General features: G+C 55.9%; 14 protein-coding genes. 12 read left to right on the top strand and 2 right to left on the bottom strand.

The features are described 5' to 3' along the window. Positions 1–457: 457 nt before the first annotated feature. Positions 458–1,714, bottom strand: a complete 1,257-nt coding sequence (locus tag ACN0VL_RS04730) for a lytic murein transglycosylase (protein WP_417614999.1) — start codon at positions 1,712–1,714, stop codon at positions 458–460. Positions 1,715–2,151: 437 nt separating this feature from the next. Between ACN0VL_RS04730 and ACN0VL_RS04725 the strand changes: the two genes are divergently transcribed. The 10 genes from ACN0VL_RS04725 (at position 2,152) to ACN0VL_RS04680 (ending at position 15,338) form a co-directional block, all read left to right on the top strand. Further along, complete coding sequence (locus ACN0VL_RS04725; protein ID WP_417614997.1) at positions 2,152–2,631, top strand: GNAT family N-acetyltransferase; 480 nt, start codon at positions 2,152–2,154, stop codon at positions 2,629–2,631. Between the two features lie 76 nt (positions 2,632–2,707). Beyond that, positions 2,708–3,577, top strand: coding sequence for a formyltetrahydrofolate deformylase (gene purU, locus ACN0VL_RS04720; RefSeq protein ID WP_417614995.1), 870 nt, complete (start codon positions 2,708–2,710; stop codon positions 3,575–3,577). A 51-nt stretch (positions 3,578–3,628) separates the two neighbouring features. Beyond that, entirely contained in the window at positions 3,629–5,572 is a 1,944-nt protein-coding gene (locus ACN0VL_RS04715; RefSeq protein ID WP_417614993.1) for a bifunctional metallophosphatase/5'-nucleotidase, read from the top strand. Positions 5,573–5,784: 212 nt separating this feature from the next. Further along, positions 5,785–6,333 (top strand): molybdopterin-dependent oxidoreductase, encoded by a 549-nt coding sequence (locus ACN0VL_RS04710; RefSeq protein ID WP_417614991.1) that lies wholly within the window; start codon positions 5,785–5,787, stop codon positions 6,331–6,333. Further along, positions 6,333–8,234 carry a putative bifunctional diguanylate cyclase/phosphodiesterase gene (locus ACN0VL_RS04705; protein WP_417614989.1) on the top strand — a complete coding sequence of 634 codons (1,902 nt, stop codon included), beginning with the start codon at positions 6,333–6,335 and terminating at the stop codon, positions 8,232–8,234. The genes ACN0VL_RS04710 and ACN0VL_RS04705 overlap by 1 nt, the downstream gene beginning before the upstream one ends. A gap of 175 nt (positions 8,235–8,409) precedes the next feature. Beyond that, a complete protein-coding gene (prpB, locus tag ACN0VL_RS04700; RefSeq protein ID WP_417614987.1) occupies positions 8,410–9,303 on the top strand; it encodes a methylisocitrate lyase in 894 nt (297 codons plus the stop codon). Beyond that, entirely contained in the window at positions 9,296–10,408 is a 1,113-nt protein-coding gene (gene prpC, locus ACN0VL_RS04695) for a bifunctional 2-methylcitrate synthase/citrate synthase (protein ID WP_417614985.1), read from the top strand. The genes prpB and prpC overlap by 8 nt, the downstream gene beginning before the upstream one ends. A 147-nt stretch (positions 10,409–10,555) precedes the next feature. Further along, complete coding sequence (locus ACN0VL_RS04690) at positions 10,556–12,007, top strand: bifunctional 2-methylcitrate dehydratase/aconitate hydratase (RefSeq protein WP_417614984.1); 1,452 nt, start codon at positions 10,556–10,558, stop codon at positions 12,005–12,007. A 457-nt stretch (positions 12,008–12,464) separates the two neighbouring features. Beyond that, positions 12,465–13,823, top strand: coding sequence for a cytosine permease (locus ACN0VL_RS04685; RefSeq protein ID WP_417614982.1), 1,359 nt, complete (start codon positions 12,465–12,467; stop codon positions 13,821–13,823). 222 nt (positions 13,824–14,045) lie between these two features. Further along, a complete protein-coding gene (locus ACN0VL_RS04680; protein WP_417614980.1) occupies positions 14,046–15,338 on the top strand; it encodes an NCS2 family permease in 1,293 nt (430 codons plus the stop codon). Positions 15,339–15,466: 128 nt separating this feature from the next. Here the strand turns inward: ACN0VL_RS04680 and asnS are convergent, their stop codons facing one another. Further along, positions 15,467–16,867 carry an asparagine--tRNA ligase gene (gene asnS, locus ACN0VL_RS04675; protein ID WP_417614978.1) on the bottom strand — a complete coding sequence of 467 codons (1,401 nt, stop codon included), beginning with the start codon at positions 16,865–16,867 and terminating at the stop codon, positions 15,467–15,469. 121 nt (positions 16,868–16,988) lie between these two features. On the opposite strand from asnS, the gene ACN0VL_RS04670 reads away from it, so the two are divergent. Continuing rightward, a complete protein-coding gene (locus tag ACN0VL_RS04670; RefSeq protein WP_417614976.1) occupies positions 16,989–17,333 on the top strand; it encodes a hypothetical protein in 345 nt (114 codons plus the stop codon). Positions 17,334–17,435: 102 nt separating this feature from the next. Beyond that, positions 17,436–19,499: a diguanylate cyclase gene (locus ACN0VL_RS04665; RefSeq protein WP_417614974.1), complete on the top strand. Its 2,064-nt coding sequence runs from the start codon at positions 17,436–17,438 to the stop codon at positions 19,497–19,499. Positions 19,500–19,704 lie beyond the last annotated feature (205 nt).

The following is a 19,704-nucleotide window of genomic DNA, read 5'->3' as shown; positions in this document are numbered from 1 at the left end:
AAATAAGCACAGACGGGTCAGCTATTAATGGGGTTTTGTGAAGGGGACAGGTAAAGAGAACGACAAAAGCAGACCCTATTTTTGCCACGGAATCCACGGACCCCACGGACGAAGAGCGACAAGGGCTATACAGGATGAAGAGGTAATGCTAGCGCCCAGTTAAGTAATGCCGCATAACAGGTGTGGGTCTGCCGTCATTCCCGCGAAGGCGGGAATCCAGGACTTGTGGTGCAGAACTGTCGGCCTGCGGGGCGCCTGCAAAGGCACTGGACCCCCGTCCCCGTCCCCGCCTTCGCGAGGATGACGTTCCTGCGCGAGGATGACGTTCCTTCGCGAGGGTGACGATAAAGGTAAACCAGCACCAAAATCCACATCAGTTATAAGAGATTACTTAAACAAAGGGCAGAGTGCATTTTTAACCAGGTGCTGGGCGACGGGCGCTCGATCTATGCTTCATCTAACGCAGTTGCTCCAGTAAAGAGGCGCTGGCATAGCCGTCGGCCACCTGGTTAAGGGACTGCTGATAGCCACGAATGGCATTAATGGTATTGGGCCCGATGACGCCGTCGGCACCCTGGGTATCAAAGCCCTTGGCGGTGAGTTTGCGCTGTAACTCGATTTTTTCGCTGCGGCTCAAGGCGCGTTCATTCCGTGGCCACTTGGCGACGAATTCACCACCACCGGCTATTTTATCAGCTAAATGACCTACCGCCATGGCATAGGAGGTCGCGTTGTTGTAACGGCGAATGACCCTGAAGTTATTGAAGATGGCAAAGACCGGACCATGGGCACCGGCGGGCACCAGAATGGCCGCCTCACCAAAGTCGGGCAGGGGCTGGCCGGTGACAGTAGTCACCCCTTGCGCCCGCCACACACTGACCGGCTGCCGGTTGCCCTGATCGGCACTGGCATAATCAAAGCCTTTGGGCAGCGTGACTTCCACGCCCCAGGGGGCACCCTGCTGCCAGCCAAATCGTTTCAGATAGGCGGCGGTGGATGCCAGTGCATCGGTGGGATCATCAGACCAGATGTCGCGCTTGCCGTCACCGGTAAAATCCTGGGCATACTCCAGATAACTGGTGGGCATAAACTGGGTATGCCCCATGGCGCCGGCCCAGGAGCCGCGCATGCGCTCGGGGGTAATGTCGCCGGCTTGCAATATTTGCAGGGCGGCAATCAGCTGGTTCTCGGCAAATTCACGGCGTCGTCCCTCAAAGGCCAGGGTAGCCAGCCCGGCGATGGTACTGATATTACCGCGATAGGAGCCGTAGTTGGTTTCCATGCCCCAGACAGACAGTATCACCTTGGCATCAACCTGATAACGGGCTTCTATGGCCTGTAAAGTGGACGCCAGTGCCCGCGCTTTCTCGCGACCGGTATTGACACGAGTGGTCGAGGTGGCGGTATCGAGGTAGTCCCATATTTGGCGCGTAAACTCGGCCTGACTGCCGTCCAGCTTGATCACCTGCTGGCTGAGGGTCACGTCTTTGAATGCGCGGTCAAATACCGCCGGCTTGATGCCTCTGGCCAGTGCCTTGGCGCGAAAACCGGTCCGCCAGGCGTTAAAGTCAGCCAGTTCAGCGGGAGTGATGGTTGCCGTGGCGTTGGCGGGGGCAGGCGGCGCTTTGCCCGAGGGAGCTGTGTTGGCTTGGCTGGCACAGCCGCTTAATATGGTGCCCAGTACCAAAGCACTTATATAGTGTCGTTTAAACATGAGATCCCGTTGGTTAATGGCATGATGTAAGGCATAACGCGCAGCATATCCCAAGCCGGTAAAAAGAAAAGAGCCGCCGTCGGTTTTACGGCGACGAACCGGCGTTAATCTGAGGGGGCAGGTGGTTTGTGGTTAAATTTTTCTGTCGGGCAGATAGTGTCTCTCTCCTTTGTTATGATCGCGGTTTATCCAACCGGGATATCGGCTTGTGTGATATCGAGCCGGTAACCAGAGCATTAGGAGACCGTGCAGTGCCCTCGTCGTGAAAGTGCCATTATAGATTAACTTTTCGTGGGTTCCGGGGCTGGCTGCTTTATCGTTACCCTCGCGAAGGTGGTGCCAGAGCCTTGGCAGAATAACGACAGACCCAGCCGTGAAGCGGCATGACTGAATGCTGAATATTAAAATGATTAAACGAATGTTCGATCGGAGCTGTTATGTATCTGATTAGAGATTTTAGAGACACCGACTTTAGTAGCCTTGAGCTGATTTATCATGATGCCGTCATGGAACAGGGGCGACGGGGCTACAGTAATGAGCAGGTGGAATACTGGGCGGCGTTTCCGTACCTGCATGCCGCCGACTTCAGAAGCCGGGTGGTCACGGGGTACACCCGGGTCATGGTGTGCCATCAAATACCCGTGGCCTTTGCCACCCTGCACCCTGACGATCACCTGGCTCTGCTGTATGTGCTGGGCGATCATGCCGGCCGTGGGCTGGCCGGACGCTTGTGTGATGATATAGAACGGGAAGCCGCTCGTCGCGGCGTGAGCTGTCTGCGTACCGACGCCAGTCTGCTCTCCCGGCCGGTGTTTGAACAGCGTGGCTATCGACTGCTGGAGACAGAGCTGGTGGAAGCCGAAGATCTGCAATTTACCCGTTTCATCATGGAAAAATCATTACTCAACAGACCCTAGTATCAATAACGGCTTTATCGCAAAATAGCGGCCAGATTCGTGAGCGTTTAATTTATTACGGGGTAGGAGAACAGTCGTGGCCAAGTCGAAAGACACCTATTATCTCACCGCTCATTGTCCCGGTAATCTCGGGACCGTGGATGTCATCACCCGCTATTTGCGAGAACAGCGGTGTTATGTGGTTGAAATGCAAACCTTTGACGATGTATTGAGTGGACACTTTTTTATTCGTGCCGAGTTTCGTCCACCCAGTGACGCCGCCTTCGACGAAGCAGTGTTTCAGCAGGGGTTGCAGCCCAGAGCCGCCTTGTTTGCCATGCAGTGGGAGCTGAGCAGTGCCGCCCAACGGCCCAATGTCGTGATCATGGTGTCCCGGCTCGACCATTGCCTGAACGACTTGCTGTATCGTTATCGCACCGGGTTGCTGCCCATCGAAATACCGGCCATTATTTCCAACCACCCCGACCTGCAACGGCTGGCCGACTGGCACCATATTCCATTTTATTATCTGCCGGTCAACGACGATAACCGGGACGAACAAGAAGCCGAGGTGCTGGGTGTCATCAATGAAAGTGAAGCCGACCTGGTGGTGCTGGCGCGTTACATGCAAATGTTGAGTCCACAGCTAAGTGGGGTGCTGACCGGCAAGGCCATTAATATCCATCATTCTTTGTTGCCGGGTTTCAAGGGCGAACAGCCTTATCACCAAGCCTACCATAAAGGTGTCAAGTTAGTGGGGGCCACCGCCCATTATATCAATAACGATCTGGACGACGGGCCCATTATTACTCAGGGCGTCGAAGTGGTTGATCACAGCCATTACCCCGAACAGTTGATCGCCAAGGGGCGGGATATCGAGTGCATCACCCTGGCACGTGCGGTGCAATATCATATTGAACGCCGTGTTTTTCTGCATAACGGTAAAACCGTGGTGTTCAGCAGCTAGAACCCGTCTGTTTATGGCGATTCATTTATTCTTACCGGAGCTTAACGTTACATGAACAAAACCCTGGTGGCCGGCGTGCTGGCTCTGGTGCTGAGCGGTTGTGCCGGATCGCAACCCGAGCAGCCTTTTAGCCTTACCTTGGCGCATATCAACGATACCCACTCGCATTTTGATCCCAGCGATGCCCGATTAACGCTGGATAATAAAGCGGTCTACACCCAACTGGGTGGCTATCCCCGGCTCTTATCTTATGCCAACATACTGCGTGAGCGAGCAGCAGCGGCGGATCAGCCCTTGCTGTTTTTGCACGGCGGCGATGCTTGGCAGGGAACCGGCTATTTCAAGTTGTTTGAAGGCGCCATGAATGCCGATCTGTTAAGCCGGCTTGAGCCGGATGCCATGACGCTGGGCACCCATGAATTCGACCTCGACAATCAACGCCTGGCCACCTTTATTCAAGGCCTGAATTTTCCGGTGCTGGCAGCCAACCTCGATGCCAGTCAGGATCCGGATCTGCAAGAATTAGATAACCTCAAACCTTATGTATTGTATGCCTTCAATGGCAATAAGAAAGAGCGCATCAACAGCGTGGCAGATGCCGGTAAACGGCCGGTGGTGGCAGTGATGGGCTTGGTGTTGGCAGACACGGCCAAGCGGGCGCCCCGGACAGGACAAGTGCGTTTTGCGCAGGAAGTCAAAAGCGCACAGCAAACGGTTGATACATTAAAAGAGCAGGGCATTAAATATATTGTGGCCGTCACCCATCTGGGGCTGGAGAGAGACCAGGAGCTGGCTAAAAAGGTCAATGGCATCGATGTGATCGTCGGTGGTCATTCCCATAGCCTGCTGGGGGATTTCAGCAACCTCGGCTGGGCAGAAGAAGCGCCCTATGCCCGGCAGTTCACTAACCCGGACGGGTTGGGCACGACCTGTATTGTGCAGGCCGGGCAGTTTGCTCAGGCCATGGGGCAGGTCGCCGTCACTTTTACCCCGGACGGCCGAGTGGCCCATTGCGAAGGTGGCAATACCTTGCTGGCCGATAACCGGTTTTATAATGATATCCGCCGCAACGACAAGCACCGGTTAACCGAGGCTCAGCAACAGCGGGTGGCGAAGGCCATTGCCGAGCAGCCCAACATAACTCTGGTAGCTGAAGATGCAGCACTGCGTGCGCACATAGATGAACAGTATCGCCCGGCGCTGCTCAGCGCTTATGGTGAGGGGGTGGGTCATGTGCCGCTGCCCCTCAAGCATGTTCAGCTGCCTCAGGGGGGGAAGGCCTCCCAGGTGGCGCCCTTGGTGGCGGCCAGCCAGCTCTATTGGGTGAACACACCCGAGGTGCAGGCGGTTACCGGGCGGCGTGCCGACTTTTCTCTGGTGGCTGCCGGTTCGGTGGGAAGCAGCCTGGAGCCGGGTGAACTCAAGGAAGGTCACGTCAGCTTCGAACTCTTGCCCTTTGCCAACCCGGTCAGCCTGGTCTCGCTGACCGGTCGTCAGGTAGCAGGATTATTGCTGGAAACCATCAACGGCTCCATTGGCGCCAAGGCCCACAGTGGCCAGTTCCCTTATGCCGCCGGTTTGCGCTATACCTTCAACCAGACCAGCCGTGAACACGGCTATTTGGCCCGCATTGAATATGTGCATCAAGGGCAGTGGCAACGCATCGATCCCAATGCCAGCTATCAGGTGGCGCTGACGGGGTATCATGCCTCCGGCAACGATGGCTGGAATACCCTGTATCAGGCACAACAGGTACTGACCGACAGGCTGGATCTGGCGTATGTGCAGGGCAAGCTGACGGCTTTTCCGGTGGCGCGCCTGAGTAAAAATGAACGGGGAGCCATAGAGGTGCATTACATCAACCAGGCCCTGGATTGCCTGCAGGCGGGGGTAGCCTGTAACACGGATGCGCAAGCCTTCGTCGATTATGTGCGAGCGCGCCGGCCCATGTTAACGGCATTACCCGAATCCGGGGTAACGCTTAACCGACTGTGAGCATAACAAGCCCGGCCATGCCGGGCTTGTTTGTTAATGGGGGGCTGAATGGATCTTTGTTGGGGCGAAAGGGCCGTCGGGCCGGCAGACTGATCGCCACCTCTGGCTCGACATCGATTTTTTATCCTGTCAAACTCATCGCTATTAAAAATAGTTATCAAAAAACCTGCTATGTTTACATATCCTATTGAGTCTTTCTTTGGAGTCGAATTATGAAGCCAGCCATTGCCTCAACGCGAGGCCGCCGCTTTTTTCCGACCTTTTTTCTCGTCCTGCTGGTGTCCGCCTGGAGTTCTCAGTTGTTTGCCGCCGACCCGCTGCCTGCACCACAAGGGCGGGTCATACTGACCGTGACCGGCAATCTGGCCGTGACCAATGCCGGTGACAACGCCGAGTTTGATATGGAGATGCTGTCGGCCTTGCCGCAGCATGAATTCACCACCACGACCCCCTGGACGGATGGACCGCACCACTTTCGCGGTGTGCTGCTGCGTGATTTATTGCAGCGAGTGGGTGGAGAGGGAGCCGAGGAGCGCGAAATCAGGGCGATGGCTCTGAATAATTACCATTATGATATAAAAAAGGAACAGGTGGCTGAGCTCCCTTTGTTGTTGACGACGCACCTGGACGGCCAGCCGATGAAAATCCGGCATAAGGGGCCGGTGTGGCTGATGTTGCCTCTGTCGGATAACCCCAGCCTTAACACCAAACCTAATCAAGAGCTGCTGATCTGGCAGTTAAAGACGCTGGAAATACGCTAATGGGGAATACCATCAAGCTGATCGGCCTCACCATTATTACCCTGTTATTCGGCGCCAGTTCGCTCTACAGCTACAACCGGGATCTGGACCTGGTGCGTTATGTATCGAATACCATCAAGAGCGTCGGCTGGGCCAGCTCCGAGCTGGAAACGGAAGTGCTCAAGTTTGATCATGCACTGACGTCACTGGCGGCGGAGACCGTCGAGGTAGAGGATGTTCAGCTGCGCTTCGAGCTGCTGTGGAGCCGAATCGACACCCTGCTGCAGGGGAAAGAAAACCTCCCGGTGCGAGAGCAGCCAGGGGTGATGCCGCTGCTGAGTGATTTTGTCCGGCAACTGGAAGCCTGGGAAGAGCGGATTTATGCGCTGCGGGCGGATGATCGCGCCGAGATACTGGCGTTGCGACAGGAGCTGACACCCTATCGTCAGCAAACGCGGGAAATCAATGTCGACAACTTTGCCGGTGAAAAGGTATGGCAACAACTGGATGTGACTCAGAACCTGCGCCTGCACTCCAGCTTGTACCTTGCCGGACTGCTGATCAGTGGCGGCCTCATGTTGCTGATGCTGGTACGGGAAAATCGTCGCAATCGTTACATGGCCTATCACGACATGCTCACCGGTCTGCCCAACCGCATGTTTTTCTATCAGCTAATGACCCAGGCCCTGAACCGTGCTCAACGCGACAAGGGGCTGCTGGCGGTACACATGGTCGACTTGAACGGTTTCAAGGCCATCAACGACAGCCTGGGTCACGAAGTGGGCGACAGCCTGCTACGAGAAGTTTCAGCCCGGTTGAGTGACACCATAGGTGCGCATGGCCAGGTGGCCCGGCTGGGTGGAGATGAGTTCGTGGTCATCCAGCGGTTGCAGGCTCGGGAAGATGCGAGGCTGATGGCGGAGCAGTTATCACAGTCGCTGTCGCGCGAGGTACAACTGCCCGACGGCTGTCTGTCGCCCCAGGCCTGTATCGGCACCAGCCTGTATCCTGAGCACGGCACGACTACTACCGAATTATTGAGTCATGCAGATACCGCCATGTATTACGCCAAGCATAGCCCCAAGGCCATGGTGAAAATGTTTGAAGCGGGCATGGACGAAGGCCGGTTACGCCTGCAGAAACTGGCGGTGTCCTTGCAGGCGGCGATTGAACAGGATCAGCTGGCGCTGCATTACCAACCAATTTTTCGGCTCAACAGCGGTGTCATCGAGTCGGTGGAAGCCCTGTTACGCTGGCATTCGCCCGAGCATGGCACTGTCAACCCCCTCGAAATTATCGCGGTGGCCGAACAACATGGATTGGCGCACGATCTCAACGAATGGGTGTTGTCGCAGGCGTGTCGGCAGCTGTGCCGTTGGCACCAGGCCGGTTTCGACTGGCTGAAGGTGAACGTCAATATCAGCCCCACCATCTTTATGGACGGGGAGTTGGCCACCACAGTCCGTCGGGTGTTGCAGGATACCGGTCTGGATGCCTCGACCCTGGTACTGGAAATCACCGAAGACACTAGCCTGTGGGATACTTCTGGTTCGATTGATACCCTGCAGGAACTGCGTGGGCTGGGCATAGAAATAGCACTGGATGATTTTGGTACCGGCTATTCCTCGTTCAGCCATCTGCGCCAGCTACCGCTCAACAAGCTCAAGATAGACAAGTCCTTTGTGGCCGATTTGGCGACGGACCCCCGGGCGGTCAGCCTGGTCAAAACCATTATTTCGCTGGCCGAGAGTCTGGACATGTCGGTGACCGCCGAGGGCATAGAGACCCCCGAGCAGCAGAGGACTCTGCAATCCCTGGGCTGCCAGCTGGGCCAGGGGTATCTGCTGGCCAGACCCATGCCGGTCGACGCCATGAACGACATGCTGCTGCAAGGCAAGCATCTGTATATCCGTCGCGCATAGGGCGACTCGGATAACCTTTCCCCTTCGATCCTGTTCACTCTGTCAGCCGATACAAGAGTGATCAGGATCGACCTTTCGCTATTTGTCGACCCATCCCGTTTTATTACCCGAAGCAGCTGCTACTTTTAGCTTATCCGCTGGCCCAACTTCTTGCTTAACGACAGGAGAAACCGCCATGAAATCCAGTTTATTCGAGGCGTTGCAAGGGGCCTGGCCGCTGACCATTGTTGGTGCCATTAACGCCTACAGCGCCATGCAGGCCGAGCAGGTCGGCCACAGAGCCCTGTATTTATCCGGCGCCGGCGTCGCCAACGCCTCGTTTGGCTTGCCCGATCTGGGCATGACCAGCCTGAATGACGTATTGGAAGATGCGCGTCGCATTACCGCCGTTTCGCAGTTACCGCTGCTGGTGGATGTGGATACCGGTTTTGGCGGGGCTTTCAATATTGCGCGGACCCTGCGTGAAATGGAACGGGCCGGCGTAGCGGCCATGCATATTGAAGATCAAGTGGCACAAAAACGCTGTGGGCACAGACCCAACAAGGCCATAGTGCCCGTGAATGAAATGGTCGACCGCATCAAGGCCGCGGTGGATGCCCGTACCGATACGCGCTTTGCCATTATGGCCCGCACCGACGCGCTGGCGGTCGAGGGCATGAGCAGTGCCATAGAGCGGGCCCAGGCCTGCGTGGCCGCCGGTGCCGATATGGTCTTTCCCGAAGCCATGGAAAGCCTGGCGCAATATCGAACCTTTTGTGCCGCCGTGCCGGTACCTGTGCTGGCCAACATTACCGAATTTGGCAAAACGCCGCTGTTCAGCCAGACGGAACTGGCCGATGCCGGCGTGGCCATGGTGTTGTATCCGCTATCGGCATTCAGGGCCATGAGTCTGGCGGCAGAGCGGGTGTATCGCGAGCTGATCGGCAAGGGGCATCAGCGTGACCTGCTCGAGCAGATGCAAACCCGGGAACAACTTTACAAGACGCTTGGCTATCATGAATACGAGGCCAAACTGGATGCCTTGTTTGCGTCTTCTGCAGCAGATAAAAAAGGAGCCCAGCATGAGTAACAACGAAGGACTACGAGGGCAGACAGCCGGCCAAACGGCAATCAGTACCGTTAAAACCACCGGCGCCGGCCTGGCTTATCGGGGATATGACGTGACGGATTTGGCCAACCAGTCCCAGTTTGAAGAAGTGGCCTTTCTCTTGTTGAAAGGCGCGCTTCCCAACAAGGGGGAGCTGGCGGCTTTCCACAGTCGCCTGCGTGCCAATCGCGGTCTGCCGGCGGCCCTGCGCACCGTACTGGAGCTGATTCCCGCGTCGGCCCATCCCATGGATGTGCTGCGTACCGGTTGCTCCATGCTGGGCAATCTGGAAACCGAAGCCCAGTTCAGTGAACAGCAAGACGCGGCCGAGCGCATCCTGGCCTTGCTGCCGGCCATTATCTGTTACTGGTATCGCTACGCCCACGATGGGGTACGCATCGATACCGCGCTCGATGACGACAGTATCGCTGGTCACTTCCTGCATATGTTACGGGGCAGCGAGCCGGCCGAGCTGGACGAGAAGGTGATGAACTGTTCGCTGATCCTGTATGCGGAGCATGAGTTTAACGCCTCTACCTTTGCCGCCAGAGTCTGTGCCTCTACCCTGACGGATTTGCATTCGGCCGTCACCACTGCCATCGGTACTTTGCGCGGCCCCTTGCACGGGGGGGCCAACGAAGCGGCCATGGCGATGATCAATCAGTGGAGCAGCCCGGATGAAGCCGAGCAAGCACTGTTGGAGATGCTGGCGCGTAAGGAAAAGGTCATGGGCTTTGGCCATGCGGTGTACACCGAAAAAGATCCCCGCAATGCCATTATAAAATCCTGGGCCAAAAAGCTCGGCGAAGCCGCCGGCGACCGTTTGCTGTATCCCATCTCGGAACGCGTAGAAGCCGTCATGTGGCGGGAAAAGAAGCTGTTTGCCAACGCGGATTTTTATCATGCCAGCGCCTACCACTTCATGGGCATACCCACCAAGTTGTTTACCCCACTCTTTGTGATCAGTCGCGTCACCGGCTGGGCGGCTCACATCATGGAGCAACGAGCCCACAACCGCATCATTCGACCCAACGCCGAATACATAGGGCCAGAGCCACAGGTCTGGTTACCCTTATCGAAACGCTAAGAAGGGGACTGGGGATGAGGGACTCGTTAGCCCCTGTTTCGTCTTTATCGTCACCCTCGCGGGAATGACAAGAGAGAGCGGGCAGGGGTTAGGGGACTCGTCAGTCCCTGTTTCGTCGGGTGTTAAATTGTCAAAAAGGAGCCCAGGATGAGTGCTAACGTTGAGCAAAACCACCGGCCGGCGCCGGATGACCTGCTGGTGGCCATTGCCGATTACGTGGTTGATGCCACCATAGAGTCCGCCGAGGCCTACACCACGGCACGGCATTGCCTGATGGATACCCTGGGCTGCGGGCTACTGGCGCTGCGCTTTCCCGAGTGCACCAAGCATCTTGGCCCCATAGTGCCGGATACCACAGTGGCGCATGGCGCCCGGGTGCCCGGTACTTCTCATGTACTGGACCCCGTCACCGCCGCCTTTAATATCGGCTGCATGATCCGTTGGCTGGACTTTAACGACACCTGGCTGGCCGCCGAGTGGGGCCACCCGTCCGATAACCTGGGGGGCATTCTGGCGGTGGCCGATTACGTCAGCCGCGTGGCGGTCGCCGAGGGCAGGGCGCCGCTCACCATGCAGGAGGTGCTGACCGCCATGATCAAGGCCCACGAAATTCAGGGGGTGCTGGCGCTGGAGAACAGCTTTAACCGGGTGGGGCTGGATCATGTGCTGCTGGTGCGCGTCGCGTCCACCGCTGTCATTACACGGCTGTTGGGTGGCAACAAACAGCAAGTGATCGATGCGCTTTCGCAGGCCTGGGTGGATGGTTGTGCCTTGCGTACCTATCGCCATGCCCCCAACGCCGGTTCGCGCAAGTCCTGGGCGGCCGGCGACGCCACCGCCCGGGCCGTGCGGCTGGCGATGATCACCATGAAGGGCGAGATGGGCCTGCCATCGGTCCTCAGTGCACCCAGGTGGGGCTTTAATGAGGTGTTGTTCAACGGCCAGCAGCTTGAAGTCAGCCAGCCCTTTGCCAGCTATGTGATGGAAAATATCTTGTTCAAATTGAGCTTTCCCGCCGAGTTTCATGCCCAAACCGCGGTGGAATGTGCGGTGCAGTTACACCCCCAGGTGAAAGACCGCATCAACGACATAGCCCGCATCGAGCTCACCACCCACGAGTCCGCCATTCGCATCATCTCCAAGGCCGGAAAGCTGGCCAACCCCGCGGACCGGGATCACTGCCTGCAATACATGGTGGCAGTGCCGCTGTTGTTTGGTGACTTGGTGGCCGAGCACTATGAAGACGACTTTCACCGTGCCAATCCCCGTATCGATGCCCTGCGTGACAAGATGGAGGTAGTGGAAGATCCGCGCTACAGCGCCGACTACCTTGCAGCCGACAAGCGATCCATTGCCAACGCCATCCAGGTGTTCTTCAAGGACGGCAGTCACACCAACAAGCTGGAAGTGGAATATCCCATCGGTCATCGCCGCCGCCGTGCCGAGGCTATCCCCGTGCTGGAACAGAAGTTCCTGCGCAACCTGCAAACCCGTTTTCCGCCGATGCGCTGCCAACAGATTCTGGAGTTGTGCCTGGATCAGCAGCGACTGGAAACCACAACGGTCAACGCATTTATGGCACATTTTGTAATCAATTAAGGCGCTGATAATTGAAAATGTGTATACCGGGTTCGTGATAAATTGTCCCGGATATACTCGGCGCCACTGTCTCGCCTCGCCAGCACAGAACGGCGATTGCTTTCTTTCTGAGCGGTTTTCCCGATCCCTCCCATTTCATTGCTGCGGCGCAGTAATGTGCCACTCGCTGGCTGAAAACGAGTTGCTATAAGTAAACCTTATTGATTTATAAGGAATTAAATATGGGTTGGCGCTCAAACAGGGTGATTCAACTAAAATTCAAATTTGTGATGCAAGTCACGTTTGTTATTGTAAACAATACAACGAGATTAACTGTGAACTCTGTTGTGATATATTTGTTTACACAAAGGAGCACTTTTGTTCTAAGTGCGCTTTCTTTCACAACAAACTTGACAATCTGTTAAGCAACATTTGGTTGTAGCGATTGTCGCAGCACACAACCAGGGAGATGCAACCCATGGCTGCACATGAAATGAATAACCCCGAGCTGATGCCGTCCACGGACAAAGACAGGGATATCAATATCTGGGACTTCACCATGTTATGGGCGGGTATGACCATCAACATGGGCGCCTTTACCATGGGTGCTCAGTTATATCCGGGATTATCTCCCTGGACCATTATCGGCGCCATACTGGCCGCCTATGCCATCGTCACCACCATACTGATCCTGGCCGGTGACATCGGTCTTCGTTACGGTATTCCGTTCACCGTTTATATCCGCAGCTGTTTCGGCTACCAGGGCGCCAAGATACCGGCAGCCTTCCGCGCCATTCCTGCCTGCTTCTGGTTCGGTTTTCAGACCTGGGTTGCGGCCGTTGCCATCGGCAAGGTGCTGGAGTTGTGGGTTGGCTACACCAACACCACTATCCTTATCCTGATCTTCGGGGCGCTGCAGGTAGTCAATGCCATCTACGGCATGAAAGCCATGGCCAAGTTCGACTGGATTGCCATTCCGGCACTGACCATACTGATCGGTCTGGTCACCTTCTGGTTGCTGGAAACCAATGACGCCACCATAGGTGACGTACTGGCCGCCCCTTCGCTGAATGATGGTTCTTTCTGGTTTGCGGTGATGGCCATCGCCGGCATCTGGATCACCATGGGCCTGAACAGCCCGGACATGACCCGCAAGCTGGAGAGCTCTCGCGACCACAGCAGCAAGAATTTCTTTATCCGTAACCGCAAGCCCTTTTTCGCGCAGATTTCCGGCCTTATCGTGATTGGCTCCGGCATCCTGATGGTCGGCATGATCGGCGGTATCCTCACCGGCACCTGGGACCCTATCGAGATCGTACTGAACTCCATGAGTTCGCCCATCGTACTGATCCTGAGCATGATCACCATCGCCTTTGCCCAGTGGTCCACCAATACAGTGGCCAACCTGATGCCTTCCGCGCTGATCCTGATGAACGTCTTCCCAAGACTGACTTTTGGCCAGGGTGTGTCCATCTCAGGTGCCATCGGCCTGCTGATGATGCCCTGGGTGTTTGCCGATAACCTGTTGTGGTTCAGCGTGATTACGTCCGGTTTGCTGGGTCCGGTGGCAGGTATCATGCTGGCCGACTTCTACCTGTTGCGCCGCGGTCAGTTGAACGTGGACGACTTTTATAATCCCAATGGCCCCTTCGTTTACCAGAACAATTACAACCTGCGAGCCTTCCTGGTCTACGGTCTGTCTTTTGTCTGCAGCCTGGTGTTTATCGACATGGCGTTCTTCGTCGGTCTGGTAGTGAGTGTGCTGGGTTATTACGTCATCATGAAGCCCATTGCCCGTCCTGCCGGTGTGCAGGCTGCGGTTCCCGCAAAATCCTGAATCCTGAGCATCAAGCATTGATTGTACTTTGGCCCCCTGGTGGGGCCTTTTTTTGTTACTGAAGCCAGTGCCTGTTAGGCCGTGCTGCCTGGCCACTCAATGATCGATGATTAACCCATCACTCAGGCGCTTCCTATCTGGTGGCAGACGGACCGTCATTGCCAACGGAGTCTTTTGAGCCGATAATTTGCGGTACTTTCATTTATATGGCAGATCCTCTTCATGCTGGACAATTATTTTAAACTCAAAGAGCTGGGCACCAATGTGCGCCAGGAGGTGGTGGCGGGCATTACCACCTTCCTGACCATGGCTTATATCATCTTCGTTAACCCCGCGATTTTATCGGAAGCGGGTATGGATTATGGCGCCGTGTTTGTCGCCACCTGTCTGGCCGCCGCCATTGGTTGTTTTATCATGGGCTTGTGGGCCAACTATCCGATTGCCCTGGCACCGGGGATGGGTCTGAACGCCTTTTTTACCTATACGGTGGTATTGACCGAAGGGTATAGCTGGCAAAGTGCGTTGGGTGCGGTGTTCTTTTCCGGCTGTATTTTTGTGCTGCTGAGCCTGTTCAAGGTGCGCGAGTGGATCATCAACTCCATTCCCGGTCCGTTGAAAATCGGCATAGCTGCCGGTATCGGCCTGTTTTTGGCCCTGGTGGGACTGAAAAACGCCGGCATTATCGTGGATAACCCCGCCACTCTGGTGAGCCTGGGGGATATCACCAGCTTGCCGGTGTTGCTGGCAACCTTGGGCTTTTTCCTGATCATCGGCATGGCGGCGCGCGGCATGCGCGGCGCCGTGATGATCGGCATTCTCGTGATTACCGCGCTGGCCGTGTTGCTGGGTGATGTGCAATATCAGGGGGTGGTATCGGCGCCACCGTCCATGTTACCGACCTTTATGCAGCTGGATATTGCCGGTGCCTTCAACATCGGCATGCTGTCGGTGATCTTTGCCTTCCTGTTTGTGGACCTGTTCGATACCTCGGGGACCCTGATTGCCGTGGCGCAACGGGGTAAAATGCTCGATAAGCAAGGTCGCTTGCCCCGTTTGGGACGAGCCTTGCTGGCCGACAGCACCGCCTCCATTGCCGGCTCTGTGCTGGGCACCTCAACCACAACCTCTTATGTCGAAAGTACCGCAGGTGTGGCCGTGGGCGGTCGTACGGGATTAACGACCGTGGTCACCGGCCTGTTGTTTATTGCCGCCTTGCTGTTTTCACCCCTGGCCGGCATGGTGCCCGCTTATGCGACCGCTGGCGCCCTGGTGTATGTGGCCGTGCTGATGATGGGGCAGCTGAGTCACCTGCACTGGGACGACATTACCGAAGCGGTCCCCGCCGTGGTAGTGGTGGTGATGATGCCGTTTTCCTTTTCCATCGCCAACGGCATTGCCTTTGGTTTCATCAGCTTTGTGGCCGTCAAGCTCCTGGCCGGTCGGCACAAGGAAGTCAGCCCTGTGGTGTGGGCGCTGGCCATCATGTTTGCACTCAAGTTCGCATTTGGGGTGTAAATCTACGTGAAGGGTGAGGGGTGAAGCGCAAAGAGTGAAGGGTAAGACTTTCACGCCTCACGCCTCACAGCTGAACATAAAAAAACCCCGCAATTGCGGGGTTTTTGCTTGCCGGTGCTTCAGGCCGGTTAGAAGTCGGCGTGGCGTGGGGTACGGGGGAAGGGGATAACGTCACGCACGTTGCCCATGCCGGTGACGTAGGCCACCAGACGCTCGAACCCCAGGCCAAAGCCGGAGTGAGGCACGGTGCCGTAACGGCGCAAGTCACGATACCAGCCGTAGTCTTCCGGTTTCAGGCCCATTTCAACCATGCGCTGGTCCAGCACTTCCAGTATTTCTTCACGCTGGGAGCCACCGATGATCTCGCCAATGCCCGGTGCCAATACATCCATGGCGGCTACTGTCTTGCCGTCCGGGTTCAGCTTCATGTAGAAGGACTTGATGTCTTTCGGGTAGTTTTTCACGACCACGGGGGCTTTAAAGTGCACTTCGGCCAAGTAGCGCTCGTGCTCGGAAGACAAGTCGACGCCCCATTCCACGGCAAATTCAAACTTCTTGCCGCTGTTGCGCAAGATTTCCACGGCCTCGGTGTAATCTACCTGGGCAAAGTCTTTTTCTACAAAGTCTTGCAGGCGGGTGATCACGTCTTTATCCACTCGCTGGGCAAAGAAGTTCAGATCATCCTGACGCTCGGCCAGCACGGCCTTGAAGACATACTTCAGCATTTCTTCGGCCAGATCGGCAATGTCATTCAGATCGGCAAAGGCGATTTCCGGCTCTACCATCCAGAACTCGGCCAGGTGGCGGCTGGTATTGGAGTTTTCGGCTCTAAAAGTGGGGCCAAAGGTATAAATCTTGCTCATGGCACTGACGTAGGCCTCGGCGTTTAGCTGGCCGGATACCGTTAAGAAGGTTTCTTTGCCAAAAAAGTCTTCGCTGAAGTCGACGTCGCCTTTATCGGTACGAGGCAGGTTTTGCAGATCCAGCGTAGACACGCGGAACATTTCCCCTGCACCTTCGCAGTCGGATGCGGTGATCAATGGGGTGGCCACCCAGGCGTAACCGTTTTCATGGAAGAAGCGATGCAGAGCCTGGGCCAGGCAGTTACGTACCCGAGTGACGGCACCTATGATGTTGGTGCGCGGGCGCAGGTGTGCATATTCGCGCAAATACTCGATAGAGTGGCGCTTGGCGGCCATGGGGTAGGTGTCGGGATCTTCAACCCAGCCAACCACCTTGACCTCGGAGGCTTGCAGTTCAAAGTCCTGGCCCTGGCCTTCAGAGGCGACGACCGCGCCGGTCACCTCCACCGAACAACCCGTGGTTAACCGCACCACTTCAGTCTGATAATTGTCGACGCTATTGGGCACCACGGCCTGCACGGGATCAAAGCAGCTGCCATCATGAATGGCCAAAAACGAAATACCCGCCTTGGAATCACGGCGGGTACGAATCCACCCCTTAACGGTGAGGGTGGTGCCAACGGGATGTTTGCCCGCCAGCACATCAGTAACGGATGCGTGGGTCATGTGAAATCGCTCTCCAGCGTTAACTAAAATCGGCAGCAGCCGATAAACTATATAGATAAGACAGCTAATGTTACCCGTGTACACTCAGGACTCAAGCAAAAAGTTGAAGCAGGAGGCTGCCATGGCGTCACGAGGTTTTGATTGGCTGAGCAAGATACTGGTTGCGATGACGATAGGCGGCTGGACCCTGTATCTTCTGTCGTTGATATTGCTGCACTACGGTCGGCCCGAGCAGCACTTTGGCTACTTGCGGTATCAGGGAATTGCGGTAAGGGCAGAATGGCTCTCTTTGTACAACTTTTGGTTTCATGCGGCTATTTGGGGCACCCTGGGGCTGGCAGTGACCGTTTTTACCCTGGTGCATGTCAAAGGGCGGCATCAATTACAGTTTCTCAAAGTCTACCTGGCGATACTGGCGGTGGCTGCCGTGCTTACCCTGCTGCTGATTGTTTTTTCAACGCCTTGATATTCCAATAGTTTACAGCGTTAATTCGTACCTCAATGTGTTACCCTTGTTACTCATTACTGACAGCGGTGCTGCGGCTGCAGCAAGGTGTAGATTTATTTTATGACGCAATCCCTCTCTCCGGAACAAACACGACCTCTTGATGTAGCGCTAACGGAATATCTCGCCAATACACCCATAAAACGTATGGTATTCAAACGTTTTGTCTTGTTGTTCTTACTGTTTTGTGGTCTGTTTCTGGCGGTGGCCGGCCCCATTTACTGGCAGTACCAGCAAAAACAGCAAGAGCGCCTGCTGGCCCAGGAGGAAACGTCTGTGGTGGCCACCACCCAGATGATACAGAAAGAAATGTATGAACAACTGCACCTGCTGGAGTTGTTAAAAAATTCCCCCGCCATGATCGAGTACTTAAGCAGTGGCAGCACAAGGGATCGCAGCCGCCTGGAAATGCTGTTCAAAAATGCCGCCACCACCTATAAGCGGTTCGACCAAATTCGTCTGCTGGATAATTCCGGGTATGAATTGGTGCGGGTAAACATGCCGCAGGGAAGGGCGCAGGCGATGCCTGCCGCGCAGTTGCAAGACAAGTCACAGCGTTATTATTTTAAAGAAGCCAAGGCACTGGCCGCGGACCAGGTGTTTGTCTCGCGCATGGACTTGAATGTAGAGCAGGGCGAGATTGAGCTCCCCCACAAGCCCATGTTGCGCTTTGCCACTCCCGTGCAGGATGCAGACGGCGACAGAATGGGGGTATTGGTACTCAATTATCTGGCACAAGGCATGCTGGAGCAGTTTCGCGAGCAAATGGCACGCCGCATCGATCAGCAAGGCATGCTGATCGACTCCCAGGGATATTGGCTCAGCAACCATGAGCGCAGCAACGAATGGGGCGCCGACCTGGGCCAGCCCAACAATAACTTTGCCACACTGTACCCCGATGCCTGGCCCAGCGTTGCCGAACAGAACTCGGGGGTAGTGGAAACCGCGCGCGGTCTGTTTCGCTTCCAGGATATCAAGCCCTTCGATTTTACGCTTCGTCAACAGTCCCATTTTCGGGCTCGGCAAGGGGCGCTGTTGTCGGAGGCTGCCATCGCTAATACCGCCTGGAAGCTGGTGATATTTGTGCCTAAAGAGCTGATTCAGGCACAGTCGATTTTGTATCAGCCCTTGGGGCGAGCCCTGCTGGCATTGTTGCTGCTGAGTATGGCCGCTGTGGCCTGGTTGCAGGCTAACCATGCAGTGCAAAAACGGGTGCGCCGACATTACCACAAGGCCGTTACCGCCGAGCTGAGTGACCTGTACGAGCATGCGCCCTGTGGCTATCACAGCCTGGATGCCAACGGTCACTTTATTCGTATCAACCATACCGAACTGGAATGGCTGGGCTACGGCCGAGAAGAGGTGATTGGGCAGCCGTTTATCCGGTTTTTAACCCCCGAAAGCCAACAACGGTTTGCCGAGTTTTTTGCGGCGCTTAAAACCGAACGGGAAATAGACAACATAGTGCTGGAAATGCAGTGTAAAAATGGCAGCACCTTCTACGTGTCTACCTCGGCGACTTCGCTTAAAGATCAACAAGGGCATTTTGCCATCGCCCGCACCAGCATGTTTGATATCAGCGACCGTATACGGCTGGAAAAAGAGCTGGAGCAATTGGCCAATATTGATGTGCTGACCCAAATCAGTAACCGTCGTCATTTTTATGAGCGAGGTGAAGCGGAGTTTCAGCGCGCCCAGCGTTACCAGCATGCCCTGGCGCTGCTGATGTTCGACATCGACTACTTTAAGCGTATTAACGATACCCATGGGCATGATGGTGGCGACATAGTACTGAAGCAGCTGGCCAGCCAGGTGCATGACAGCCTGCGAACACTGGACGTGTTCGCCCGTTTTGGCGGTGAAGAGTTTATTGTATTGCTGCCGGAGCTGTCGGCCGAGCAGGCAGAAAGGGTGGCCGAACGTCTGCGCCAGCAAATCGCCGATATGCAGATAGCCCTGCCGTCGGGAGAGACCATCAGCATTACCGTGTCTATTGGCTTTGCGATGTTGTCGCCCACAGAAACACACCTGGACGACTTTATCAAAAAAGCCGACCTCGCGCTGTATCAGGCCAAAGAGCAAGGCCGCAACCAGGTAGTAGAATACGACCGCTCTGGGGAGCTGTAAGCCCGCGGGGCGCCGGCAAAGTCACTGGACCCCCGTCCCCGCCTTCGCGAGTATGACGTTGCTTCGCAAGGATGCCGGCAAAACGTCGTCTTTCCCGCACCTATCGTCAGTCCCACACCTGTCGTCATTCCCGTGAAGACGGGAATCCAGAGCCTGTGGCACAGAACAGTCAGCCCGCGGGGCGTCGGCAAAGTCACTGGACCCC

This window comes from Oceanisphaera sp. (genome assembly GCF_048268965.1).
In the GTDB taxonomy this organism is placed as follows: Bacteria; Pseudomonadota; Gammaproteobacteria; order Enterobacterales; family Aeromonadaceae; genus Oceanimonas.
The sequence above is the reverse complement of the archived record's forward strand: the minus strand, read 5'-3'. Positions and strand labels throughout refer to the sequence as shown.